This window comes from Deltaproteobacteria bacterium (assembly GCA_029860075.1).
GTDB lineage: Bacteria > Desulfobacterota > JADFVX01 > JADFVX01 > JADFVX01 > JAOUBX01.
In genome coordinates this window covers 1-26,369 of the sequence record JAOUBX010000021.1, presented here as the reverse complement: position 1 = coordinate 26,369, position 26,369 = coordinate 1, and the positions used below count along the sequence as shown (strand labels likewise).

The 26,369-nt window shown below is 44.3% G+C and carries 17 protein-coding genes and 1 pseudogene; 4 read left to right on the top strand and 14 right to left on the bottom strand.

The window, feature by feature from the left end:
* Nucleotides 1-223 precede the first annotated feature (223 nt).
* The 3 genes from OEV42_08340 to OEV42_08330 all read right to left on the bottom strand — a co-directional run bounded on the left by OEV42_08340 (nt 224) and on the right by OEV42_08330 (nt 4,229).
* A complete protein-coding gene (locus OEV42_08340; GenBank protein ID MDH3974273.1) occupies nt 224-2,134 on the bottom strand; it encodes a monovalent cation:proton antiporter-2 (CPA2) family protein in 1,911 nt (636 codons plus the stop codon).
* An 11-nt stretch (nt 2,135-2,145) separates the two neighbouring features.
* Nucleotides 2,146-2,760, bottom strand: a complete 615-nt coding sequence (locus tag OEV42_08335; protein MDH3974272.1) for an NAD(P)H-dependent oxidoreductase — start codon at nt 2,758-2,760, stop codon at nt 2,146-2,148.
* A gap of 593 nt (nt 2,761-3,353) precedes the next feature.
* The gene (locus tag OEV42_08330) at nt 3,354-4,229 is read right to left on the bottom strand and encodes a TIGR02281 family clan AA aspartic protease (GenBank protein MDH3974271.1); all 876 of its coding nucleotides are present in this window, start codon (nt 4,227-4,229) and stop codon (nt 3,354-3,356) included.
* Between the two features lie 732 nt (nt 4,230-4,961).
* Between OEV42_08330 and OEV42_08325 the strand changes: the two genes are divergently transcribed.
* Nucleotides 4,962-5,156: a ferredoxin gene (locus OEV42_08325; protein MDH3974270.1), complete on the top strand. Its 195-nt coding sequence runs from the start codon at nt 4,962-4,964 to the stop codon at nt 5,154-5,156.
* 103 nt (nt 5,157-5,259) lie between these two features.
* Here the strand turns inward: OEV42_08325 and OEV42_08320 are convergent, their stop codons facing one another.
* From OEV42_08320 to OEV42_08285, 8 genes are all read right to left on the bottom strand, one after another.
* Nucleotides 5,260-5,895, bottom strand: a complete 636-nt coding sequence (locus tag OEV42_08320; GenBank protein ID MDH3974269.1) for a hypothetical protein — start codon at nt 5,893-5,895, stop codon at nt 5,260-5,262.
* Nucleotides 5,896-5,909: 14 nt separating this feature from the next.
* Entirely contained in the window at nt 5,910-7,196 is a 1,287-nt protein-coding gene (locus tag OEV42_08315) for a phosphatidylserine decarboxylase (GenBank protein MDH3974268.1), read from the bottom strand.
* Between the two features lie 105 nt (nt 7,197-7,301).
* Nucleotides 7,302-9,497: a catalase/peroxidase HPI gene (gene katG / locus OEV42_08310; protein MDH3974267.1), complete on the bottom strand. Its 2,196-nt coding sequence runs from the start codon at nt 9,495-9,497 to the stop codon at nt 7,302-7,304.
* A gap of 525 nt (nt 9,498-10,022) precedes the next feature.
* Nucleotides 10,023-10,532 carry a hypothetical protein gene (locus tag OEV42_08305; GenBank protein MDH3974266.1) on the bottom strand — a complete coding sequence of 170 codons (510 nt, stop codon included), beginning with the start codon at nt 10,530-10,532 and terminating at the stop codon, nt 10,023-10,025.
* A 136-nt stretch (nt 10,533-10,668) separates the two neighbouring features.
* The gene (locus OEV42_08300; GenBank protein ID MDH3974265.1) at nt 10,669-12,381 is read right to left on the bottom strand and encodes a hypothetical protein; all 1,713 of its coding nucleotides are present in this window, start codon (nt 12,379-12,381) and stop codon (nt 10,669-10,671) included.
* Nucleotides 12,382-13,016: 635 nt separating this feature from the next.
* Nucleotides 13,017-14,126, bottom strand: a complete 1,110-nt coding sequence (locus OEV42_08295; protein MDH3974264.1) for a hypothetical protein — start codon at nt 14,124-14,126, stop codon at nt 13,017-13,019.
* 154 nt (nt 14,127-14,280) lie between these two features.
* Nucleotides 14,281-14,919, bottom strand: coding sequence for a hypothetical protein (locus tag OEV42_08290; GenBank protein ID MDH3974263.1), 639 nt, complete (start codon nt 14,917-14,919; stop codon nt 14,281-14,283).
* A 649-nt stretch (nt 14,920-15,568) separates the two neighbouring features.
* The gene (locus OEV42_08285) at nt 15,569-18,781 is read right to left on the bottom strand and encodes a hypothetical protein (protein MDH3974262.1); all 3,213 of its coding nucleotides are present in this window, start codon (nt 18,779-18,781) and stop codon (nt 15,569-15,571) included.
* A 455-nt stretch (nt 18,782-19,236) separates the two neighbouring features.
* On the opposite strand from OEV42_08285, the gene OEV42_08280 reads away from it, so the two are divergent.
* On the top strand, nt 19,237-19,743 hold the full coding sequence (locus OEV42_08280) for a hypothetical protein (protein ID MDH3974261.1): 507 nt from the start codon (nt 19,237-19,239) through the stop codon (nt 19,741-19,743).
* Nucleotides 19,744-20,052: 309 nt separating this feature from the next.
* Here OEV42_08280 and OEV42_08275 read toward each other — a convergent pair whose 3' ends face one another.
* The gene (locus OEV42_08275; protein MDH3974260.1) at nt 20,053-21,126 is read right to left on the bottom strand and encodes a KamA family radical SAM protein; all 1,074 of its coding nucleotides are present in this window, start codon (nt 21,124-21,126) and stop codon (nt 20,053-20,055) included.
* Between the two features lie 480 nt (nt 21,127-21,606).
* Here OEV42_08275 and OEV42_08270 point away from each other — a divergent pair, with 480 nt between their 5' ends.
* Complete coding sequence (locus tag OEV42_08270; GenBank protein MDH3974259.1) at nt 21,607-23,976, top strand: hypothetical protein; 2,370 nt, start codon at nt 21,607-21,609, stop codon at nt 23,974-23,976.
* Between the two features lie 251 nt (nt 23,977-24,227).
* Here the strand turns inward: OEV42_08270 and OEV42_08265 are convergent, their stop codons facing one another.
* The gene (locus OEV42_08265) at nt 24,228-25,166 is read right to left on the bottom strand and encodes an SDR family oxidoreductase (protein ID MDH3974258.1); all 939 of its coding nucleotides are present in this window, start codon (nt 25,164-25,166) and stop codon (nt 24,228-24,230) included.
* A gap of 178 nt (nt 25,167-25,344) precedes the next feature.
* Nucleotides 25,345-25,728: a hypothetical protein gene (locus OEV42_08260; GenBank protein MDH3974257.1), complete on the bottom strand. Its 384-nt coding sequence runs from the start codon at nt 25,726-25,728 to the stop codon at nt 25,345-25,347.
* A gap of 247 nt (nt 25,729-25,975) precedes the next feature.
* Here OEV42_08260 and OEV42_08255 point away from each other — a divergent pair.
* A pseudogene (locus tag OEV42_08255) lies at nt 25,976-26,369 on the top strand (transposase).

Genomic DNA, 26,369 nt, shown 5'->3' with positions numbered 1-26,369 from the left:
ACAAATGCCTAGACGTGATCCTTTATTACTTATAAAGTGGGACACAATTACTGAGTATTTGCAAGCGTTCCCTTTTCCCCTCACTATGTTGAGTTAATAGTAGCGGAAGAATGTAAAAGTTGTGTAAAGAGCGATAAAAATGCAGTGGGGGGATATCGGGGTTGGGCACCGCTAACTTTTTATTGCAGTATCTACGCGTGCTGTCTCCTTTTTCTGCGCTGCCTTAACTCTCTTTCTCCTGATTTTTCTCTCCGAACTCCTTCATAACGTATGTCGTATCCCAACCTGTATCAGGATGCTCTTCTGCGTCCTTCAGGTCGGAGAGCATAAGCTGTTCCAGGTCTTCAATCCGCTGTCGGGCCAGAGTGATGAAGGTTTTTTTGTCATGATGCACGTGCCGCAGGACTTCAGTTGCATCGACGTCATGATGTCTGAATGTTCTGGCGGCACGTTGTGCCTGATATGCCCTGAAACCGAGGCTGGTAAGTGCATCGATGCCGACCTTTAGTGACGTATCGAATGTTTCACGATAGACATGGTGTACACCCTCGTCAAGGAGTTCAAAAACTTCCGTTCTTCCTGATGAACGGGTAAAAATTGTCAGATGGGGGTAGTGCTTTTTTACCATGTGTACAATATCGATTGTTTTTCCATGATCATTAAATGCAAGTATTAATATGCGGGCCTTTTCCGCTCCCGCCGAATGAAGAAGGTCCTTTCGGGAGGCGTCACCGAAAAAAACCTTAAGCCCCAATTTGCGCAGGAGTTCAACCCTGTCGGAATCATGCTCGAGAACTGTTATGCCGATATCATTTGCCCTTAGCAGGCGCCCCACTATACTGCCGAAATTCCCAAATCCGGCAATAATAACCTGATTTTCTTCGTCGATGCTGTCTGCTTCTATCTCCTCTTTTTCATGAGTACCAAAGCGGGGCTGGATTAATTTGTCATTAACGATCAATGCAAGAGGCGTAAGGGCCATTGAAAGGGCCACTGCTCCAATGAGAGGATTTGCAATGGTATTATCGATAACATGGCTTTGTACGGCAAAGGAAAAGAGAACAAAGGCAAATTCTCCACCCTGAGCAAGAGAGAATGCAAAAAGGACATTATGATCACGTCTGATTTTAAATATTTTGCCGACAATAAGGAGAATGACTAGTTTAAGGATGATAAGACCTGCTACAAGCATACCTATAAGATCCGGCTTTTCTGTAATCAAAGTGAAATCAATCGATGCTCCTACAGCAATAAAGAACAATCCAAGAAGCAGTCCTTTAAAAGGCTCAATATCTCCCTCAAGTTCATGACGGTATTCGCTGTTAGCCAGAACAACCCCGGCAAGGAATGTCCCGAGAGCCGGGCTTAAGCCAACCTTTGTCATAACCAGGGATATACCGATGACCAGCAGGAGGGCTGCAGCGGTAAAGAGTTCTCTTAATCTCGTTTTTGCGATATAACGGAAAAAAGGGCGTATCAGGAAAAGTCCCGCAATGATGATAAAGGCAATGACACTGACTACCATAAGGGCTTGTCCCCAGCCGGAAAGGCCTTCAACCCATGTTGTACCTCCACCATGGGCCTCTGCCGTTCCCTTTACCACTCCGGCAGTCTTTACTGCCAATAAAGGCATAATGGCAAGCATGGGAATGACAGCGATATCCTGGAACAAGAGAACTGAAAAAGCGCTCTGCCCGGCATCGGTTTTCATGAGTCCCTTCTCGTTCAAGGTCTGAAGTACAATTGCCGTAGAGGAGAGAGCTAGGGTCATACCCACTGCCAGAGATGACTCAAGTGGGAGCCCAAAAAATATGCCTATCGATGTAATTGCCCCCGTTGTCAGGGTAACCTGCAAGCCTCCCATTCCGAGAATTGGACCGCGAAGACGCCACAAGAGCGACGGTTGCAGTTCAAGACCGATGAGAAAGAGCATCATCACAACGCCGAATTCGGCAAAGTGCATCACATCCTGCCCTTCTTCTCCGATTAGCTGAAAGCCGAAGGGGCCGATGGCAAAACCGGCGATGAGGTAGCCGAGAACGGAACCGAGTCCGAGCCGCTTTGCAACAGGGACTGATATGACCGCAGCAGATAGATAGACAAATGCCTGAAAAAATAAACCGTCTTCTTGCAATGAATCGTCCTTTAGGTAGTAATTATGCTTTCTATATTCTGGTTAAATTTTTGCTGTGACTGTAGGGCATCAAGATCCAAGGTGCCGTCACGGAGAGATAATATGATTTTCTGATAGTTCTCTCCCTGTTTTTTTATCTCCTCCTTTGTGATCGTACGTGTTCCATAGACAACAAAAGGCGGTAGATAATCCATTCCGCACACACGACTAGCCTGCCGTATTGGCGCAAGAAACTCAATCATTGTATTACCATGATAGCCCTCATGCTGAAAGAGAGACTCTCTGCCTCCCACGGTGATAACGTTAAAGAGCTTTTTCCCTTTCAGGGCCATTCCCGTTTTACCGTATGCCCACATATGCTGAAGAACGAGATCCATCCACTCTCTTAATATTGCCGGGACGCTGAACCATAAGAGCGGATGATGGAAGACGATAATATCCTTTTCCAGCAGTAGATTCTGTTCGTGTTTAACATCTATGTGGAAATCGGGATATAGCTCGTAAAGATCATGGAATGTGACTCCATCGAGGTCTGTGACAAACTTGATAAGTTCCCTGTTGACCCGGGAATTTTGTAATGCCGGATGTGCAAAGAGAATAAGAATGTTGTTTTTAAATTTTTTCATGATCTGTGCTTATGAAAAGGGTTATTTAAATTGACTGCCAAACACTTCACTACAAGCAGTGTATATAAGTACGGATATAACAGTACGATATTGTCCGGTTTTAATATGAAAGCATTTTATAAGATAAATTATGAACTAAAAGGTTTCTTATTTTATGAGGTTTTTCAACTCGTTCCCAAGCTCCAGCTTGGGAACAACGCTAGTGCATAAGAAGCTCTGCTTTAAACCTTCACACCTTAATAAAACCAATCATCCGATTTGTCCACATGTCCCTGCTTAACTGGATTATAATGAATACTAATGTTAAAAATGATGCTTTTGAGGCTCATGCAAAAAGTAATAATAATTGTCATTCCCGCACGCCCGAACGCAGTGACAAAGTGCCCTTGGGGTATAAGCGGGGATATGGTGTTTTGTTACAGAAAACCATATCCCCGATTGAACATTTCGGGGATGACAAAGAGTTTTGCAAAAGCCTCCTTTATCTTTTAATTTATTCCTTACTCTCATGGGATTTTAAAAGCTGGAGCTTTTTATCAATTGCATTCCCAAGCCGGAGCTCGGGAACGAGTTAATCTTCAATCCAACCTACTTTACTTCCCGTCCCAATGCAGAGTCAGCACATCATCTTTCACTTCATAGCTTTTCAATCTTTTAAAAAAAGTCATACCAAGAAGTGAATGCCGCATTTTTGCTTCATTTACCGACGCCCTGATTTCTTCTATAATAATTTCACCCGTTTTGAAATGGCGAAGCCGGATTGAACTGCCGCGAACCCTTCCATTAGCTGTTTCATAAAAGCGGTCAAAAGTGAGTTTATCCGTTTCAATGCCAAGTTTTTCGGCATCACCAAGGGAGAGCACAATATCGCTTGCCCCGGTATCTGCCAGAAAGATGATGGGAATCCCATTAACCTGGGCTCTTATATAAAAATGTCCATCAGAAGAGAGGGGGAAACTGATAGAATGCGGGGTTTTCTGAAATCCCTTTGCCGGAATGACCTGGGCCAAAACTTTTTCCTTAACTTCCGAAAGCTCATAGCGATAACTGTATCCAACCATTGCAATCAGGAAAATTCCTGCCCATATTGCAAGATAGCTGAAGTTCTGCCGCACTTTACCGGAAGCGAGCGATGAACTGACAATAAGGATGATAATAATTTCATAAATAATCTGTCCTGAATCTTCTTTGAAACTGATCGTACCAAAAGTCCTGTTAAGATAAATCATGAGACTCATTAGAAGACCGGCAATGATAAAAAAACGCAGGCTGAAACTCCCCGTTGCCTCATTTTCTCTGTCCGAAAGTTCCGGGTTCCGGTCAGGATAAAGGTTTTTATTACAAGTAGAGCATAGAGCCACTCCCCCTTCATTCTCACGGCCCATTAAGTCTTCCACTTGAACAGCCCTGATATTTTCAACACCGCAATGAGGGCAGACATGGATAATATTATTTTTGTGAGGAAGCATTTATTTCTTTCTTCAAGTTATGTAAAGAGGAATTGTTTCTACGCTTGCTATTATTAGTTATGCTGAATATGAAAATAGATGAAACAAGCAATAAAGTAAATAGTAAAGAGTGGACAAAATAGAGATACAAGTGGAATTACCAGCTAGCGTAGGGCGGATTAGCGAAGCGTAATCCGCCACATGTTTTAATTAATCTTTTAAATCCCCGCCCTCTGAGCGGGGCAGAGTTAAGAGGCTATGCCATAATAATTTTACTTTTCTTTTGCTGGATTTATGCCCCTTGAGGGTACAAAGAAAAGTAATAAAAGAAAGGCCGCTCAGCCCGGATAAACCGGATAAGTGCCTTTACGAAATTATATCCTGTGTGTTTTTACAGGATATAATTTCTAAGTTACTAAAAACTTGGCCTTCGGCTTCCCTCCTTCCACCGTTGCCTTCGGCGGGCACAAGCCCTAAATAGGATAAGTGCCTTTACGAAATTAAAAATTTCTAAGTTACTAAAACTCGCTTCGCTCAAACAGTTTGTGCCCTTCATCCTCAGTCAACGGCTGCACTCGGCTGCGTTTTAACGGGAAGGAAAAGCAAGCCCTTTTAGGGCTCAAGCAAGGGCACGTCCTCTGGGCGTGGATTCTTTAATCTTTCCTTAATCTTCCCCTTTATATAATGGAATTATATAAAAACGATTCCGGCAAGAGTCGGAAGGGGAACCATAAACAAAAGGAGGGATGAACAATGGCTTCAGAAATTTATGTTGATAAAAGTGATTGTACAGGGTGTGGTAATTGCGTGGATCTGTTACCTGATGTTTTCAGATTGGATGAGGATGATCTGTCGGAACTTATTCCCGGTTCATGGGAAAGTGCCGGCAAAGATGATATGGAACAGGCCATCGATGACTGTGCAGGTCAGTGTATTGAGTGGAAGTAAAGAGACTGTAGAGTAATGCAGTGAAGTTAAAAAGACAGGGCATCTCCTCCAGGAAGGAGGGATGCCCTTTAAATTGACTTCTTTTAACTGTCAGCTATTATGTCTATGCTTGCTGAGCACGTTGTGCCATGGTGACATTTTCCAGGGTAAAGGTAAATGGCGTAGCGCTTGAGCCTGCACCTCCCCCCCTCATGACAATGTCGGCGCTGCTTATGCCGAGGAGATTAAGCTCTGTATTGATATTGGATATGATGGCCGAGTTCATCGTTTGTCCCTCCTCCACTTCAGAAGCTACCCCTATCCAAAGGGTGGGTTTGAACTCAAAGACGGCCATTTGAGCGGGAGCGATGCCTGTCTTTTGGGCCAGAACCTTACCGTCTTTGTATATGTAGGCATTAATTGCGCCTTTTTGCAGATCGTTTCTTAACTGAACCTCCTTTGGGCTGCTGCCGGGGCCGACATAGGATAATTCATTGCCGGAGGGTTGCAGCGCAACATGAAATAACTGACCGGGTTCGGCATTAAGTTGGGGCGTATAATTCCCGTAACTGTCGGAAGCGGCTATGGTCATTTTGTGAGGATATACAAAAGGATGATGGTCTCCTATGCCGCAGTTTTTAATGACTGTCCAGGCCACTGCCAACTCGTCAAAGTCGGTATTGGCGTTTTTTTGAAATATGACGACTTCTGAATTATTACTGTCATTCGATTGGTTGATAAAATTTAACTTTATGCACATCTTTTTATCTCCTTTCATTTTTTTAATGTAAGTTTACCGTATTCTTCACCCATTAAAAGATGTTGATAGTTGTTATTATCGTCTTGTGATACGGTTAATTTAAAATCAACTTTATCTTGAAAAAGCAGTACAAAATCTGAACCGCCAAAGAGGAAATATCCAAGCATGTCTCCCTTTTTGACTGTATCGCCTATCGTGAAGGTATTTTCAAAATTAACGGACGATACCTGTGACATTCCTATGGGCAACAAGGCTACCAGGCCGTACTTTTCCGTTTCAATAATCAGGCAACCCCGTGTTTCAATATTTTGCCAACCGGGAGTTTTAGACTCAAGAACATATTTCTTGCGTTGAGCATCCCATTTTGTAATACCGCCGGCCGCATCATCGCTCATAATAATGCGCACTTCTTTTATTGTCCCGCCCACGGGAAAATGATAGCGATGATAATCGTTCACATCGAGAAAGGTATGGGTTAAGGTACCATTGGCAAATTCATTTTTATAGGCGCTGTCTTTACCGATAAGAACCTTGATGGATTTGAAAATATTGGATTTGATGGCGACGCCGCCCTTAGCCACAATATTGGAATTTTTATCTATTTTCCATACACCCTGAGGCGTTGAATCGGCGGGAGATGTGACAATTGACGGATCATTTGGAGATTTGATGGGACGTTGATCGGGGGATTTCAGAAACCTTGCAAAAAAATCATTGAATGTTTTCCATTTTGACGGATCTTCATACCAGCCGTTCTGCAATCCGAACCTTTCATCAGCCAGGGCCTTTTTGTAGTACTCATTATTCCACGACTCCTTAGTGCTTAAATACATACCCCATTCTTTTGTAAAGTTGATCAACCATGTACGATAGGGTTCATGGTATTGAAGTGAATTGTTGTAATAGCCTTTGTCTTTTAATTCGGCAAGCGGTTGGTCATTGATGAAATAGAAGTAATCCAAACTCTGATCGATCTGTTCGTATAACTTGGGATAGGGAAGGTTCGGTAGAATCGACCAGGGCATGGCCTTTGCCGCCCAATCGATAAAGGCATAATATTCTTCTAATGTTTGGGCCGGATTCATTACCTTATCGGGATTGATTTTTTTTGCCTTTTCAATTGACTCTACAAGCATTTCTTCTAATTCCGCATTATGCTCTACCATGGTTATCATTTGCTGTGTAATGGGTTCATGCTTCGTTAGCGCTACCTTGTTACACCCTGTAAGAACAGTGAGGCTTAAAATAGACCATGAAACAAACGCAACAAATAGCCATGTAAAAGGCCTATTCATTTTCATAAATATTTCTCCTTTTATAGATAGTTATGTTTTCCAGTTTCCAAAATTAAGTATCGGTTTTTTTTACCGCCCTGTCAGAAGCCTTAGAAGACATTTATACTGCGATCAAGGGAGGTCGAAACGGTCAAGGTTCATTATTTTATTCCACACCGCTACAAAGTCATGGAGGAACTTTTTCTGGGAGTCCTCACTTCCGTAGACTTCCGCCAGGGCCCGAAGTTGGGAGTTGGAACCGAAGATCAGGTCGACACGGCCGCCTGTCCACTTGAGTTCGCCCGTTGTGTGATGACGACCCTCGAACAGGTCATCCTCTTCCGAGGTCGCCTTCCATGTCGTACTCATGTCGAGCAGATTGACGAAGAAGTCATTGGTGAGCGTCTCCGGTCGCTCGGTGAAGACACCCTGTCGGGATTGTCCGAAGTTGGTATTCAAGACGCGCATACCGCCAAGGAGAACCGTCATCTCGGGAGCGGTCAGCGTCAGCAGTTGTGCACGATCAACGAGCAGCTTTTCCGCCGCTACGGCGTATTTGGTTTTGAGGTAGTTACGGAACCCGTCTGCAGCCGGTTCGAGTACGGCGAATGACTCCACGTCGGTTTGCTCTTGCGACGCATCGGTGCGCCCCGGTGTGAAGGGAACAGTCACATGGTGACCGGCATCCTTCGCAGCTTGCTCGACACCTGCGCATCCACCAAGGACAATCAAGTCGGCGAGAGAAATCCTCTTCCCGCCTGACTGAGCGCCGTTGAACTCCTTTTGGATTTTCTCAAGGGTCTGAAGCACAGTTTTTAGTTGGGTCGGCTCGTTGACTTGCCAATCCTTTTGCGGCGCAAGACGAATGCGCGCCCCGTTCGCACCGCCGCGCTTGTCTGAACCACGGAATGTTGATGCCGACGCCCAGGCCGTCGAGACCAGTTGGGAGACAGACAGGCCCGAGGCAAGGAGCTTGCCCTTAAGGTCTGCCACATCCTGTGCATCGATCAGCTCATGATCGACTGCGGGCATCGGATCTTGCCAAATAAGTTCTTCGGCAGGCACCTCCGGACCGAGGTAGCACGAGCGTGGGCCCATGTCACGGTGGGTCAGCTTGAACCACGCCCTGGCAAAGGCGTCTGCAAACTCCTCGGGGTTCTCGTGGAACCGCTTTGAGATCGGCCCATAGATGGGGTCCATCCTCAGAGCCATATCGGCTGTGGTCATGATGGTTGTAACCCGCTTCGATGCATCGTGAGCGGCCGGTGCGAGATCCCTTTCATTCACATTGACGGGGACCCACTGCCAGGCCCCGGCTGGGCTCTTAACCAGATCCCAATCGTAGCCGAAGAGCACGTCGAAATAGCCCATATCCCACTGGGTCGGTTTGGGTGTCCAGGCGCCTTCGATACCACTGGTGATCGTGTCATCTCCCTTGCCGCTGCCGAAGCTGCTTTTCCAGCCAAGCCCTTGTTCTTCGATTCTTGCGCCTTCCGGTTCGGGGCCGACGAGCGCCGCATCACCGGCGCCGTGACATTTCCCGAATGTGTGACCTCCGGCGATGAGAGCGACCGTTTCCTCGTCATTCATGGCCATGCGTCCGAAGGTCTCTCGAATGTCGCGGCCCGATGCGACGGCGCTCGGTTCACCGTTGGGCCCTTCAGGGTTCACGTAGATGAGGCCCATCTGGACGGCGGCAAGGGGATTCTCCAAGTCCCGATCACCGGAGTAGCGCTTGTCGCCAAGCCATTCGCTTTCGCTCCCCCAGTAAATGTCCTCTTCCGGCTCCCAGACGTCCTCGCGCCCGCCTGCGAAGCCGAAGGTCTTTAATCCCATCGACTCAAGAGCACAGTTACCGGCAAGTATCATGAGGTCGGCCCAGGAGATCTTTTTACCGTATTTCTGCTTGATTGGCCAGAGCAGCCGGCGCGCCTTGTCAAGGTTCGCATTGTCCGGCCAGCTGTTGAGGGGCGCAAAGCGTTGGGTTCCGGATCCCGCGCCTCCGCGGCCGTCGCCGGTGCGGTATGTGCCTGCGCTGTGCCACGCCATCCGGATGAAGAGCGGCCCGTAGTGACCGTAATCAGCCGGCCACCAGTCCTGTGAGTCCGTCATCAGTGCACAGAGGTCCTTCTTCAGGGCTTCCAGGTCGAGTTTCTTGAATTCCTCAGCGTAGTTGAACTTCTCACCCATTGGATTGCTCATAAGAGAATTCTGATGAAGAATCTTGAAGTTCAACTGTTTCGGCCACCAGTCCTGGTTGGATGTGCCTTTGCGGGCAGTGGATTTGTTGGACCCACCCGTTACCGGGCATTTGCTATCTTCATTCACTTCTCCTCTCCTTTCCTTTCAGGTTTGGGTTTGTAGTGCTAAATTAAAAGTTTTATTGATAACATTCAATAACGAGAATTTTCTTGTTGTTCTTAAGATAGTCGGGATAGTGACTGCAAGTTCTCTCTTATTAAGAAGTGTGCCATTTTTATGGCAAGACGAAGAAGAAAGGAGCCCCACCCTTAAATAAACTCTACTATCTATTTTTCCACTTGCAAGTTTTTATAAATATTTCTTTTGGTGATTAGGGATTTTAATCCGCTATGAATAAGTGAAGGATAATTCTGTGTGTTATAGGAAGTAATGTTCAAGAAGAAAGGCACTCTGGAATATAAACAGGCGAAGGATCGTTGCCTGTTGAGTTAGTTGCTTACGGTTGAAGGTTTAAGCGTAAAAAAAGAAAGGTGGGCATTTTTCATTAGTAGATTAAGCAAGCAGCAAGCCACTATTCAATTGTTCTTTCACACTTTGCAATAGTCACTCAACTAATGAACAACTTCCCCCCCCCCCTTTTTTTTGTGAAGCTTATACGGCGCTTTCAATAGAGGAACTGCCAATGCTGATATTGCCGCTCATCACATATTTTGCCTTATAACGCCTGATCCTGTCTGCGTGATCCTCATCACCACTGTTAAGCTTATGAAAAATTTTTTCAAGAGGTTTGTCGCTTCTTTTTTGCATAAAATTCTGAAAGTGAACTTCTCCTGCCGACTCCTCGATCCCGATAGCCAGGTCAAAGGCATCTTCTTCCGAAGGCGGTATACGGGCAAGCTTATAAATTAAAAGCTCAAGTTCATCGTTTATCATTTCCAGCTTTTCCAGTTTTGCTGCCAGCATATTTTCAGGCATCATACTAAAGCGAGCAAAGTGATGTTTTCCTGCTAAAAGCAGGGAGGCGTGGTTTTTCTCTTCAATAGAAAGTGTCCACCAGAAGTCCCTATGTTCAGGGAATATCCTGAGAAAGAGTGTGTAAAGTTTTGAAATATTAAGCTCCAGCTTGATGGACTCATCCATAATTTTGGCTGTGTCAGTCATTTTTTCTCCATTTGTTATTGTTATGGCATTTATTATGTTTAACCGTTGCCCATATGTTAAGGGGCATCTTTTTTTCTTTATAGGAAAAAACCGGCGGAACAAGCCCGCCGGATGAATATAATAACTGAACAATTTATTATTCAGAAAAATTCAGATGTACATCTAATATGGCATTATCACTCCAGATAGGTGTACCGGTAATATCAACTGTATTATCATTCCTCCCAACGGAATGATCGGGAAAGCGCGCTGCGTTATCAGAGTATGAAACGGGATTATTTCCCGGTGAAGCAGAATCAGCCATAAAGAGTATGCTCATGTTTTTTGTTGAGTCATAAGTAAAACCGGTTTGAAGTGGAATCGTTATCCAGTCACCTGCCTTAAGCTTTGAAGGTATGTGAAAGTTTCCATTGAAGACGAGCGTAGAGCTCAGTTCCATATTGCTGGAATAGATATCTGCCACGTTAAATGCCGTCTTGTTGGTAGCTCCCATATAGATTTTATAATCCGAAATGGTTGCTGCCACCGAACCTGCAGTGAGCCGCAGACTGATGCTGCTAATGGTACCGCCCGTGCCCACAAGATCGGCGGTATAAAGACTTTGTACCTGACCGGCTCCGGTTATCGGTCTCCCACCAAGTACCTGACTGGAAGACGTGTTTCCCGCCGGCATTATCTGAACAGGAGCCCCCTTAAAGCGGAGTTTAATGTGGGGAGCTACAGTATCAACAGTACCTGCAATGTTGTTTTCATAAACTCTGCGCCCTTCTTCGGTATAAGCAACCCTTAAATCTGTATTGCCGGTTGCTGCAGTGACGTCAACCTCGACAAGGAGGTTGTCGGTGCCGTTATAGGTGAATATTCCGTCAGGAATGGGTACCCAGAAATAGTCTCCCCCCTGAAGCCCTGCCGGGATGGTAAAGTTTATGGCATTTGCAACCGTGACAGCTGTGCCCGAGTTAAAGTTGATGTCAAAGCTACTCGACAGGGCCGAAAAAGTGGTATGGCCCAGCTTAAGTGTATAGGTGACGTCATTTTGCAAGGAAGTACTATCCATCTGAAAAGCAACACCACTGATAGGGCCGGAGCCATCTATCTCAGTTGCTCTATAAAGGGTTTGTACCCTGGGAAGCCAAACTGAAAATGGATTGATCGTACTTGCTGCACCGGCAAAGTTCAGTTCATTGTCGCCGCCGGAAAATTTAAAGGAAATTGTAATGTTGGCTGTTGTAGTTAAGCCCGTTGCTTCAGTGGCGGAAGTTGCAATAACACTCGCTGTGTACCCCACTGCACTCCCTGCATCCAAATAGACTATTTCCGAGCATGCAGATGTTCTCGAAATCTCAAGGAGCAGATTATCAACGCCATTGTAGTTGAAAGTGCCCGTTAGCGGTATTTCGAAGAACTCACCGGCCGCACCGGTGGGGATATTCACTGTCGTGTTATCAATTACAGTGACAAAACCTCCTTGGCCTGTTTCAACGGCATCGTTAAATGTTGTCGTCAAATCCGTGACATTTGTATGGCCGAGCTTAATTGTTGTATTATTGCAGGTAGTATCTGTTAGCAAATCGCTATCATATCGAAATCGCAGCGCTGTAATGTTACCGGAACCCTTAATATCTTCGGCATGGTAGAGATGATGAGATCGAAAGCTGGTATAACTGCCGAATTGTGCAAACCAGACAGTATCGCTATAATTAATATTTTTTTTAAAATTACTTTTAGCAAGACCATTTGCAGTGCTGCCAGTACCACTACCGCCGCCACTGCTGCCGCATGCAGTGAGGACCGTGGCAAGTAATATGACAAATATTGCAATGATTGAAAATCTTTTCTCTTTTTTCATCTGTAAATCTCCTTTAATAATTTTTATGGCTTATCTGTTTCATCGATAATTCCCGCAATTTTATGGAAAGGGCCAGGGTTCCCCTTGTATAGGCAGATCATGGAGGGGTTTATGGCAGTCCTTCAGCCTTTACTCCATGGCAAAACCTTAACACCTGGCAGGTTACAGGGGAGGTACATATTGGAGGGGAAAATGAAAGGAAATAATAACCCATTGATATTGAAGGAGTTTTTGTTGGATTGCTTTTTTCCGCAGCTATAGTTAAAAATTATTTCAGCGTAAGGTTCTTGGTTTTGATTTTTTGTTGGTTCAGGTTTGTAACTTGGATCAATCATTTTGATCGGATTGTGCTTTCTTAGTTGTTAGGGGAATTTAATTGTTCAGGTTGCAAACCTGAACCAAGCCATAATAGTTTCATAGCGTGAAATAATATCTTCAGTTACCACGGGGTCTCTAGAAGAAAACACCCAGATTTGATGCAAACCCATTTGGCTGCCTGCTGCTTCAATTTTAGTTTTTAATTTTTCATAGTTAATTATCTCTTTTTTTTAAATTAACTACCCCGCAGCTTGCTGCGGGGTAGTTAATCCAGGCTACACAATAAATTATTTGCTTTTGCTAAATGGGAGTCCGGTTTATTTCGCTTCCTCTGTTGTTGCATATTGATGCCGTATCACATCACGAACACTACGTAGCAATTCAATCGCGGTACCACAGCGCTTAACAAGTAAATTGGCTTCATCCTTTAGAGATATTTTAGAAGTGTCGCTATTCCTTATTCTATCCTTTATTGTGGCTTGACAAGAACGTAACACAACCTCAATAATTCCGACACTAACACTCGCTTTATTTCTATTTTCTGTATATCTTAAGTTTGTATTTTCGATACGCTGTGAAACTTTTCCTAGAGATAGACTCTCTTCCATAGCTAGAGAAACAGCCGCATGTGCTTTCTTATATTTATTAAGGTATTGTTTACCAGAAGCACCCGCCAATTCCTCGACTGCACTCCGCATAAGATGCTCTCCTTGTAAACTTAGTTTATCAATTTCTGAATAATCATTACAGAGATCTTCAAAAGTTCGAGAATTACATGGAGAATCATAGGCAAAACCTGGCTCTACGCACAAATCAGGAAATGCATCACAGATATTTGCAAACTCAGGTTCTTCTTGATCTGTTGGATCCTCACCGGGTTCCTCCCATACTTGAAAACCCGAATCAAGCCAATCAATTTCATTTGGAAGCACATTGAACACCAGCGCACCTCCACCTTGAGGGGTTCCGTTCGCCCACGTTGGCCAGTCTCCAGTAAGAGGCAAGTGAAACACCCACTCATCTTCACAATTGTTACCCAAGGGGCCGGTAAATTCTATAACAGCCTCAAGATCCTCTTCAGGGAAATCATACGTTGCACTACTCGGTGGTCCAAAAGGCGGTTCTTGCATTGGGGAACCAAGAGTAAATTCGCTATATTCTGCCCAATAAAAAGAATCTAACAATGCAGTTGCGCTAATGCGCATTCCACACACACCCTCTGGTACTTCCGGCGCTCCACCAAACCCAACAATTGAGCCTGCATCAGAACCGCCCCCATCAAAAAATACCTTGTAACCAGGATTAGCGGCTGCAGCCGATGAAAAAACAAGAATCAATGATCCCAATACAAATCCTTTGAAAAGGGTAAACTTATAAGTTATTTTTTTTTGTATAGTGATAAAATTCCTTACATTAATAAGATTCATTTGCATATTCCTTTTAAATTTATAATATCTGTTTAAGAAAAGTTAATGTTTGTATTACTCGTTCAGCAATTTGAACTTTACGTTCATCCATCTCCGGGCTGTAAGGCCCCGGGTTTCACCGGGGTCTTTGTTTAAACGCTAATGATGATAAATATTAGCGTTTTCTTTTTACTCTTATGGGGATTTGAACACTTTCAACGCTGCCATCAGCATTTGTCTCTGCTATAGATAGAGTATATGACGCAATATCGCTATCTGAATCTATGGACAAGGGAATGGTTGCTATGAGGTCCTCACCGGGAAGGGGGGTATTAAATAAGTGTGCAGGGGCCCCTGTCAGCGAAGTTGATTCCGGGCCCGGCTGAAACCTTAGCTCGACAGACCTGGTATGGAGCATGCCATTCTTATTCGTCGAATTGAACCTGACTATTTCATGGGAATCGCCTGTCACTGCATTATTGATAAGATCAAAATCAAGGCCAATTGTGCCTCCGCCTTGGTCTTCATCATCGCTCGTTTCTCCAGTCCCTTCTGAGTTGAAGATTAATTGGAGATTACTTTTTTGGGGTGAGTCGGAAGAATTATCGGAAGACAGTAAAATATTGAAGGTTGCCCTGAGTGCAGCCGAGTTATTGTAGGACTTTATCTTTGCACTTTGCAATTTTATATCTAAATAGATGCTTACATCCCCTCCCTTTAGTTTTCCATCAAACTGTCCCTCTGAGCCAATGGAAAGATCTAACGAATAGGGTAAAGGAATAGTTTTGGAATCGAGCCTATGAATTATACGCATAACAACTGCTTGCTCATCCTGTAAGTCATGGGCTGTCAATAATTTTCCTGAAAATAAACTTGTTTCAGACTGCGCCGGGCTGGAGTAAAAGAGCAGGCAAACAATCATCAGCATCACGGATTTTAATAATAGTGATTTAGTGCATTTATATTTTGTGTCGCTTATGGAAATAAACATCTATATACTCCTTGGATATTGATTATGGTTGTACTTAAAACTTGTTTGCTATACAGGATATGCCGGATTGACCGGCATATCCCGGGACCATCATTGATGTTTAGTAAAAAAGGTGGAAACCCCGGTACCTGCCATAACATTGATAAAAACACAGAGAGTGTATTTTTTTTTGCATTTGAATAAGGCTGGTTGTTCCAAATCGGTGCGATAGCTTCCCAAGCCACTTCTGCAAGGTTGTCATTATTCAATATTTCCGGTTTCGTAGAGTATTTCAAATTTATGACTCCTGGTGGATGTTTCCCGAAGCATACCTCCAACTTTCCCACAATTATTTGGGGCGCCCCATATTCCAATGGGGGGCTTTATGGCAGGCTTTCAGCCTTTAATCCAGGAGAGAATGCTAACATTTGGCAGGTTACAAGAGAGGTACAGATTGGGGAAAAAAAGAAAGAGGAACGATAACAGTTTGATATTAAGGAAGACTTTTAAGCTCTCTGAAGAGAGAAACCGTTTCAGCTGATGGCTCTATATTGAGTAAAGAGGAAAAAACCTTCCTGCAACGATGATAGGTCGCCATTGCATCAGCCTTGTTTCCCGTTTTTTGATAACACTTTATTAGAGATTGATAAAATTCTTCTACCAGCGGATCTGTTTCTATACCACGCTGGTAGCAGTGGATGGCGCTGTCAACCTGATTCAGGGATTGCCGGTAGTTACCGAGGTTTTTTACAATGCGCAGAAATTTGCTTCGCAGCCTGTCTCTCAGTGATACGGACCAGGGCTGCCAGCTATCCTGAGAAAGAAAGGAGCCGGGATAGAGCCTGATCGCTCTTTCCGTCTCCTCAACGGTTGTTGCCATATGAGAACTACTGTCCTTTTTGCGCCACTCCAGGTCGATCTTGTCGACAAGTCGCTCAAATTCCCAGGCGTCAACCCAGAAGTAATCGGGGTCCAGGTTAATTACACCCTCTGCAAAGTGGACTGAATTTTCATGGCAAAGAAGTTTTCGGAGACGGTGAAGAGTTGTTTTGAAAGATTGATAGGCGGCATCACCCTCTGCTTCCGGCCAAAACCGGTTGGCCAGATCTTCTCCCCGAACACCGCGCCCTCCGAGGGAAATAATGGCTTTCAGCATGTTAAGGGGTTTTTGCCTGCTTTTACCGGAAAAATGAACCGTTTCTCCATTAATGACCAGTCTGAACTGCCCCAGGGTATAAACCCTGATTGCCCATGGCCAGTTTTCGAGGTCTGTCATATCTTCAGGAGGAAGGAGCCTGCTTTTACGGATGAGTTGCTGCACATATTCCACCTCCATACCGACCGAAAGCGCTTTGGCGTAGAGCCCGCTGTTCAGTTCAGGCAGGCAGAAAAAGAGGGGACCTTTATAGCCCCTTTCTCTCCCCTGGCCAAGGCCCGCCTTAAGCGCGCTTAAGCCGGCCGCTTCATCTCTCCGCTGAAAGCTGAAATAGGCCTCCAGCAGGGAAAATTCAAAAGTATAGCCATTACTATCAAACTTGAGGCTGTAATTGATGGCTTCTGAAAGTGCTTCGGAAGCTTCCTCATATTTTCCCAGCTCATGAAGAGTATAAGCACGTAAAGAGAAAACGGTCAGAAGGGGTGGAACCACTCCGATTTCCAAAACGATTTGGAGAGAAAGACTGCATTCCCTTTCGGCAAGGGATATATTTTTGTTATGGAGGGCAGAAAAGGCTTTAAGAAAATGATAAAAGGAACGCTCGAAAGGACTGATAAGGCTTAATGAAGACTCTATGATCTTCATATAATGAGCAGTCCTTTCAAAATACCGGCACTTAAAGGAGCACCACAGGGCCTGCCCTGCAATCATGGCGTCCATGAGGTGAAGACCATTACGGCTTGAAATTTCAAGGGACTTGTCAACCAGTTTCAAACACTGATCGTGGTCACCACTGAAGTTGGCCTGAATTATTTCGGCTAATTGTGCCTGCATTACCTCTAAACAGGATGGATTACTACTGCTCACTAAACTCTTGATTAATAAGATAACTTCATCAGCCTCTTCCAATTTGCCACACATATGCAGGTAGTAAGAGAAATGTGCCAGAACGACCATCCGACAGATCAGATCAGAATTGGTTTCCTGAATAGAAAGAGCACGGCTTTTCCATAATTCAAATTGTGGGTGGTCAGGGTAATGTAGAATTATGGCTGAAAACATTGCAGTGGAAATCCGGGTCTCTATCTCGCCTTCAGGGATGCCCTTATACTTTTTGACAAGATCATTTAGAATGTTAATCCAGCCGTCAAAGCTTTTGAAATCATCCCATCCCCACAAGATAGAGTTAGCCACCCCGCACCAGGAAAGAAAAGCTCCGGCAGCATCTTTCCGGGAATCCAGAAGTTGAAACGATTTTTTGAAAATGGCTCGGGCCTCAATTATGTTATAGGATATTTTGCAGGAGCCGAGCCAGAAGATGAGCCAGGGGTTTTCTTCCCGAATCGGCTCCGGCACCGCCAGTATCCATGCCTCAACTACCCGGTTACGTCCCTGCCCGACAAATACCTGTGCATTCTCAAGGATGAGTGAAATGAGCCGTTCAGGATCACCTGTTTCTATCATAAGTTTCGCTGCCTCTTCCACCTGACCGGATTGGGAAAGGAGCGTGGCGGCATGCCTTAAAGTTTGATCCCTTTCCTCTTCGGAAAAAAAAATCATCGCCTCATTTAATAAAAAGGACCTGAAAAGAGGATGATACTGATATACAGGCGGACTTTGCATGTGCTTCTCTAAAAAGCAATTATTTTTATAGAGAACAGACAGTAAGTGGCGGGCCTGTTTGACGCCGGTAAGATTTCTTGCCATCTCCAGCGTCATACTTGGCATAAAAGCGGTTTTTAGGAGAAATGTCTGTGATTCTTTATCGAGTTTACAAAAATACTCATAGGTAAAATAGTTGAATATTGTTTCAGGTGTTTCATCATTTAATAACATAGCAGAAAGCTTATCGAGGTAAACCGATTCCAGTATGAGGTTGAGCCCGCCTATCCAGCCACCTGTTTTTTGATGCAATACATCAGGATTGATAGATTCCGTTACGGCAGGGTTAATGAAGTGGCTTATGCCTGCTGTCTCTTCTATGTTAAGACGAAGAGTCTCCCAATCAATTACCGTCATCATTCGATTGAGTTGCAGGCGGGAAAAAACTTCCGGAGATGTACCCCGGCTCATGATAATTACCGAAATTCCATGGGGAAGGACGGATAAGGCTGAATTGATTATGTTGTGAAAGCCGGATTCATCAGAAACTTCCTGATAGTCATCAATGACGATCACAGCCGGTGGTGCCAGGTGGTTGTAGAGTTCTTCAAAAAAACGTTTCGCAAAAGTCGGTATGCCCATCATGAATTCAGGCGTAAGGTGTGGAAGAAGTTTTTTTCGGCGTGGCGCTGCTTTTTTTTCAGCCAGACCCATATAGTGAAAAAATGTGGCAATATCTTCGTCACCGGCATCGAGGCGGTACCAGATATGGGGAATTTTTCGAGAGTTCAGGTAGCTTGCAGTAAGTGTGGTTTTCCCTGCCCCCCCGGGACCGCTTATCCATGTTAGAGGACGTCTTTGGTCTAAAAGATTGTACAGCCTTTCCCTTTCGAAAACATTTCCCGGAAGAGGTGCTGTAATCTTGGCTATTGATGCTTTTTTTGGCATATTCTTATGTACTCTTTGTGTACAAAGGCTGATTATACTAAAGAAGTTTGGCTTGTAAAGAAATTATTTTTGAATACAGTGCAGGGGGCAATTATGAAATTGCAGTTATAAACAGATTTGTATGTAAATAATAATTATCGATCCATCATCAGTGAAGAAGGAAGAGCTTATTTGCCGGGAAACCGCTCTATATCTCAAAATTAATTCTCATTTTGTACCTGGGTTGTAACCTCGCCTATAGTAAGCTGTCCGGCCTGTGAAAGCAGCAGAGTAACAAGGAATAAAAAAGGGGGGGGTGAATTAAAATGTGTGAAGATGATTAAGGCCCGCAACTTATTAATAAGGTTGCGGGCCTTTTGGGTACTAAAATGGGGACAGTTATTTTCCGGACTTTCACGATTAAAGATTGATCCTGTAGGGGAAAAGGAGTCGTTTATAGCCAATATAGTGATGCTGTGCGAAAGGTCATCGATAACTTCGAAGATATTGATATCTTTCATAACACAATGGGAGGGGAAGTTAGCATAGAGCAGATGAATGCTTATATTGCGGACGCTGAGGATTTAGCGGACTCCCCTCATGATACGCAGATTCTTGTAATGGAGCCCGATTCCGAGGGCGCCTCAGTACTCTGGGAGATTGATGCGCCTGGTCAAAATGCCGCGGCCTATAAAACATTAAGTTTCCGGATTGCAAAGCTTGGACCTGACGGGCCGCTTCCAACGATAAAAATTGGATTATCCAATGCGGGACAGAAAACCCGTTACGTCTACTTGAATGATTACGGTACTATCTCCCCCTTTGGTCGAATGAATACCGTAAGAATACCACTTGCAGATTTTGATGCTCATAATGCAGTAACGGCAATATCACTGGAGTTTACAACCCTCTCCGCTGAAGGTGAAACCTATATTTTAGATAGTTTAGAGTTTTCAGAAGCAGCCTTAGGGGTAATAATGTAAAAGGTAACATTTAAATTCTATCCGGCAGCCATGATAATTCTCATGGCTGCTTTTTCAAAAACAGTGAGCATTATTAACCGTTCCCCTTATTGTTATCTTTGTTTTCAGGGAAGAAATCCGGAAAGGGATAAAAGAGAAGCTATCTGAGCCTTGGATCTGCCCTGGTTCGTAATAATCAGTTGAATGGATTTGTCATTGATGCGATTCCTTATTGCAGGAGCTACGGTCCGGTAATCTTTCTGAACCGCCCGGTGCGGGGGCTGGGGGATCGGCTAGCCGATTATTCCAATGTGTACATTGCAAGTTAACTTATTCAGGGAGATTAGGTATTTTAGTGGTCTCTCCCATGTGATTCCGTAGTGTATATTCTTTTTCATTTTTTTCGGAAATATAGTAATCAGGCATCAATGGGATCTTACCAATTTTCGTCGCCAATACATACATTGGCTGTGCGAGACCTGTAGTATGCCCACGTAATGCATCACGTATCAACTCAGCTCCTTTTTCAACAGAAGTGCGGAAGTGATCAATTCCAGGAGCAGGTTCGCAGTAAAAAACATAATAGGGCCGGATGCGAGTACGCAGCAATTTCTGATGCAGCTCTCTAAATGTATCTACATCATCATTAATACCTCTCAATAAGACCGCTTGATTTCCGGTATTGATACCGCAGCTCATTAGTTCGTAAATTGCTTTCTCTGTTTTTTCAGTAATTTCTTTTGGGTGATTACACTGTGTATTGAGCCAAACGGGAACCTTGTGAAAACCGCCAATAGCCTTTTTTAAACCTTCTGTAATTCGATGGGGCAGAACAATAGGCAAACGGGATCCTATACGAATCATTTGGACGTGCGGAATCTCACGAAGTTTTGTAATCAGGTATTCGAGTTTATCATCTGAAAAAAGTAACGGATCGCCACCTGTAATAAGTACATCACGAATTTCGCTATGTTGGGCAATCCAGGTCAGCCCTTCGTCTACATCCATACGCAGTTTCAGATCCTGATCAACAACCATCTCCTTACGGAAGCAATGCCGACAATAAATACCGCAGGTTTCGACAACAGTAAAAGCAATACGATCATGATATTGACGGGCAATGCAATCGGGGCGAACTTCTTCGGTTGCTCTATTTTCTTTCCAGACCAGATAATTATCCATTCCGAATTCGTTGCTCTGTTCTTTCATTGATGGAATCACCTGCTTACGAATCGGACAATTCGGGTCATCCTTATCCATCAACGATGCAAAATATGGTGTTACACCCCATCTGGTTTGCAATTCTTCAATTGCCCGCCTTTCTTCATCCGATACATTGATATACTTTTCAAGTTTCTCAAGTGAATTTACTTGATTCCGTATCTGTTCTACCCATTCTTCCAATTTTTTTCCTCTTCCTCTATTTTCTGTAATTTCAACTATATCTTAGCATTAAGACAAGTATAAGGGGAAAATTCCCTTGTAAAAGGGAAACTTTAGATTAGTAATTGGGGATAGCTATCCCCCAATTACCTTAACAAAGAAGGGTGGTTGTAACGGGAAAAAATCTAAATACTAATAATTGAAAAATTAGTAGCAAATTAGTATTTGGCGGGTGTGTTTAGAATGGTATTTAATAATTGGGGCTCACTTAACTCAATTATGAACTTGAAGAGGTCGATGAAAATATCACCTTATTTCAATAACTTAACTTGGTCCGACCCCAACATTTCCAAAAGGGATTGTTGCCCTTACTTACTTCTTCTAATTGACAGGCCCTTCATCCCCTGCTTTATTTATAGTAATGTTTCTTCTTCAGGATAAAATAGTCAACTTTTCTGAAGGAATTTAAAAATTTTTCTAATTTAATTAAGGAGGTGTCTCATGTTACATCGGTTAAGAACGATAGGTCTATTAATGATCCTATCGTTAGCGGCAAGCACGGCATATGCGATTACGCCAATTAGTGGAACGATTACTGAAGACACGGTATGGACTGCGGAAGGTGGTCCCTATACGGTTGTTGGTAGTATCAAAGTAGCGCCGGGTGTCACCCTGACAATTGAAGGTGGGGCGCTCGTTGATGGCGGTGAAGTTAAGTTTTTGGGTGATCTGATGAGGAGTCACCAGACCCACTTTGATAACACAGGTAAAGGGCCCGGTATTACCGATTGCAATGTCTGCCACAACGGGGCATTTAAAGACGGACAGCCCATTGAGACAACCACAGTCTGCGACGATTGTCACAGCCCCGGCGGCGGGTTTCCCGCCAGCCCATCGGGTCTGATGGATCCCGTTGTTGGCGCCAAGGCGAATTTTGCATTAGGTGGCGTCTATGAAGATGACGGCGTAACCCTCAAGGCAGGTAAAGAGAAGTGGTGCTCCACCTGTCATGATGCCCAGCAGAGCATCAGTGACCCCGTTGGTGCTACGTTTACCTATGCGCCAGACGTGGTGGGTGACAACAGCACCTATGGTTACTGGGCAACGGGCCATGGCAAGAGCATTAATAACTGCCTGGAATGTCATGATGCCAACAAAAAGCACTTTGACCACGAACATCGCACCTATGAAATCGACGAAACAACAGGAGATGTTGTTAATCCCTGGGGTGATAGTTATCGCCTGCGCACATCCAACACAGTAGCGAATGAACAGCTTTGCGTGAACTGCCATGATCAAGGTGCGCTTCGAGATGAAGACAACCAGAGTAATTTTACGAAGGGTCAAAGTGGACATAATGTACATGTCTGGTCTAATACCTTGTCGGGTAAGCTCGCCGATACGGACTATGATGGTCTTTTGGACAGTCGTTCGGGATGTGTGACCTGCCACAATGTCCATGGGTCTAAATCCTATAAAATGACTCGAACCGGGGAGTTGGCTAGTACGCCCGGTACAGATGACCGAACACCGAGTGTTGATCTCCTTTATTTGAAGCCAGCCCCTGGACCTTTCTCTACAGCTACATGGCGGCCTGATCTGCCCAGTGCGGGCACTTTTGAAGTCTTCGGCTGGTGGAAAAAGAATGGCGGCATGGGAACCGGCGAATATACGATTTATCATGATGGAGGCACCACGACTGTTGCCCACTCACAACATCAAACGGGAGGAAAATGGGTTTCTCTCGGCACCTATGACTTCTCTGCGGGAACATCGGGCTATGTGGAGCTGAGCGCAAGACTCTCCACTCTGCTTTTGATTGCCGACAAAATGGGTTTTGATACGGATGCTGATGGCGTGCCTGATATCATCATGGATGATCTAGACCCTGAGTTCTCTTCTGTTGATGAAGTTAACGGTGGTGAATGGCCTGTGAACGGGTGGTCTGAAGGAAGAGCGATCAATTATAACGAAGGGTACATTACTGCTGATGGCCTGGCGGAGAGCACGGCTGGTTACGCTAGATTTGGCTCTGCAACAGTTGGCTGGAATAAAGGGGTGAGTACAAACCATATCTGTAACACCTGCCATGGAGCTTTCCTTTATCCCCGGACACCCTTCATGGGGCCCAAGGTCATTAATCGCTTTGAAGAGCGGCGCTGGGCGTTGAATGATGGTGCCGGCGTTGCCGATATTGTCGTAAGCGTGACTGATCCCGATGATGACATGGCCGGGGGAAGCGTTACTATTGATACGTCAAGCTTAGGCGGAGGTAGCGCCGAAGTGATGACGGACAATGGAGGCGGAACCTATGGTTATCAACTCCCTATACCACTTGATACACCTGATAGGTCCTACGCTGTACCCATTACAGCAATCGATGCGGCTGGGAATGTGGGTACGAACATTAGCAGCCCTGTGTTTGTAACAAGTATGGATGACAATATTTATCTGGATAATGTGGATGTAATCCATAGCTATTCGGATAATTGGCTACGTGATATTGTGTCTGGTAGTGCATACAGAGGAAGTTATATCACTACCTGGAATCACCAACACGTTGCAGATGAAAGTCTGCTTACAGCCACCTGGAAGCCTTCGATTGAAAATGCGGGCAACTATAAGGTCTATGCCTGGCTGCAACAAAGCACGATCTGGAATCAGAATGCTGTATACACTGTCCAGCACAGTGGTGGAGAGACACCGGTTGCGATCAATCAAAACACGGGAGCTACTGGTGGCGGCTGGCTGTTGATAGGAACCTTCCCCTTTGATGCGGGCGACACGGCCTCTATCATATTGAGTGGATCCGAGTTTGGCCTGCATAGGCAACTCTATGTGGACGCAGTCAAGTTGGAGCCTGTTCCTTAACTGGTGTGTATATGGAGTTTTTCACGAAGTGAAAGTTATGTAAAAATGCATGTTTTGAGCAGTCCAATAAATGCCCCGATATTTCGGGGCATTTTTTTCTGTAAAAAACAAAAAAGAAGCAAAAAATGGGACAACTCTAAAGTCCGGTAGCGGTCGGAAATCTCCCTTTTCCTCTTGACTTTACTTATCATGGATGTCCCCGGAATTGGGCTCCCCGTCAAATGCGTAGACGCAACCCCTTATTAATCTTCTTACATGGCAACATTTTCCCGATACCATTCGACAGTTTCTCGAATAGCAATATCATGCGGTGTACTGTTATTACCAAACTTATCTTCATATTTTTTATGATCAACAATGTAAGGCTGCTCCCATTCATACATCATCTCTTTCATTTCCCTTAACATTGGGTTAAATAACCCCAAAAACGAAACCATAAAATTGCCAGCAGCACGTATTTTTATCGGTTTATTTATTTGCTCTTCGGCAATTGATACCAACTGCTGTGTTGTAATAGTCGATGCATTTGGGACATGCCAAACTTGGCCAAATGACTCTTGGTGGTCGCTTAGATTGACTAATGCTGTAGCAAAGTCCTTTATGTATGTGTAGGTGTGTGGCAAGTCAATATTGCCCAGTAAGTTTGCCGACTTACCTGATAAAGCCGCCTTGAAAAACATTTCACCAAAAGTAGAATTTATGACTAAAGGGCCATAAAAGTCAGAACCTCGCCCTATGACTATTTCTAAATCTTTTTCATTTAACAGCATTTCTGCCATTGATGCTCTAACTTTCCCCTTGTGACCTGTTGCCTTATATGGAAGTTGTTCGCTTATTGGAGTTCCTTTTGTATCGCCATACCCATATAGATTGTCACCATAAATCAATCTGCAACCTGCTTGTTTCACCCCATCAAGAATCCCTTTTGTCAACAAAGGAAATCTTTCAGGCCATTGTGTGTAAGGTGGCATAGCACAATGGAACACCGAGTTTGCACCCTTGCAAATTTCGTAAACGACTGCGGAATCATTAGCATTTCCTGCAATGACTTTTATTTGCTCTGAGATTTTGTTGGAAACCTTCCCGCTTCGATTAACAACTGTTACCTGCTTGCCTTGCTCAGCTAACGCTTGAGCTACCCACAGACCTAATGGTCCCGTGCCAAAAACGACGTTATTTTGATTGTCCATGATTCTCCTTTTGCATATAATTATGTGGAACTTTTGCTAGTTTTCATGCTTATACCAAAATAGTACAACAGCGACTCTTTAAATTGAACCCCTGTTACAAGTCGTTATCGCGCGCATGGCGCACGTTACAGGAGCATAGGGTTCCAGGGTTTTGTCAAATGCGTAGACGCGATCACCCTTATTGCGCGTTTTTTCGTCTAGTGAGCAGCGTTTCAACTAAGCTAGTAATTGAAGCACACCCTAGTAATATAAGTGCAGGTGTGTAACAAAGCCCTATGGAAAAACCGGACAGCAGCCAAAATACACCCAGCAAAATAGTAGCCATAAACAAGACCGTATTACTATAGGTGTATATTGCCCATACAGCCACTAAAGCTATCGATACAGGGATAACTAGAGGAATAATGCCAAACCTAGAAATTTCAGAAAACTTCACCGTTTCAGACGATGTGATTGGTGTTGCCCATAAGTAAATTCCAGTAAAAATACACCATGATAAGGACAGCATGACAAGTGTCTTTGATATGGAGTAGAAGCCAAATTTTACTTTTAAGTTTTGCATTAATTCTGCTTTATGTAAGTAACTGGGGACAGCGACTCTTTAAAATGAAACCCAATTACGCCCAGTAAGCTGTAGCGAACGCCATGCATACGGATTGGAGGTTGATCTACGGGAGCTTAGGATTTCAGGATTTTGTCAAATGCGTAGACGTGATAATCATATAGAAGGCAACTCCTGAAGCATAGCAGGAAGTTACTCCATGGTATGCTTAAAAAAAGCAAGCAAACTTTTTAACAGGAGGTGCCATATGAAATTGTACATCGGTTTTGACCTACATGCAAACAACACTTACATTGGTATTGTGGATGAGAAAGGGAAAAGGGTTATGACGTGAAAAGTGGATAACGATCCTTCTGTGATCCTTGAGACCCTCAATCCGTATAAAGAAAATATTACTGGAATAGTCATAGAGTCTACCTTCAACTGGTACTGGCTGGTGGATGTACTTATAGCGAAAGGATATCGGGTTCATCTGGCAAATCCAGCTGCCATTCAGCAATACAGAGGATTGAAGCATGCCAATGATGTGAGTGATGCCTTCTGGCTGGCTGAAATGCTTCGGTTGGGAATCTTGCCGGAGGGTTATATTTATCCCAAAGAACAGCGTCCACTCCGTGATCTTCTCAGAAAAAGGAGCCATC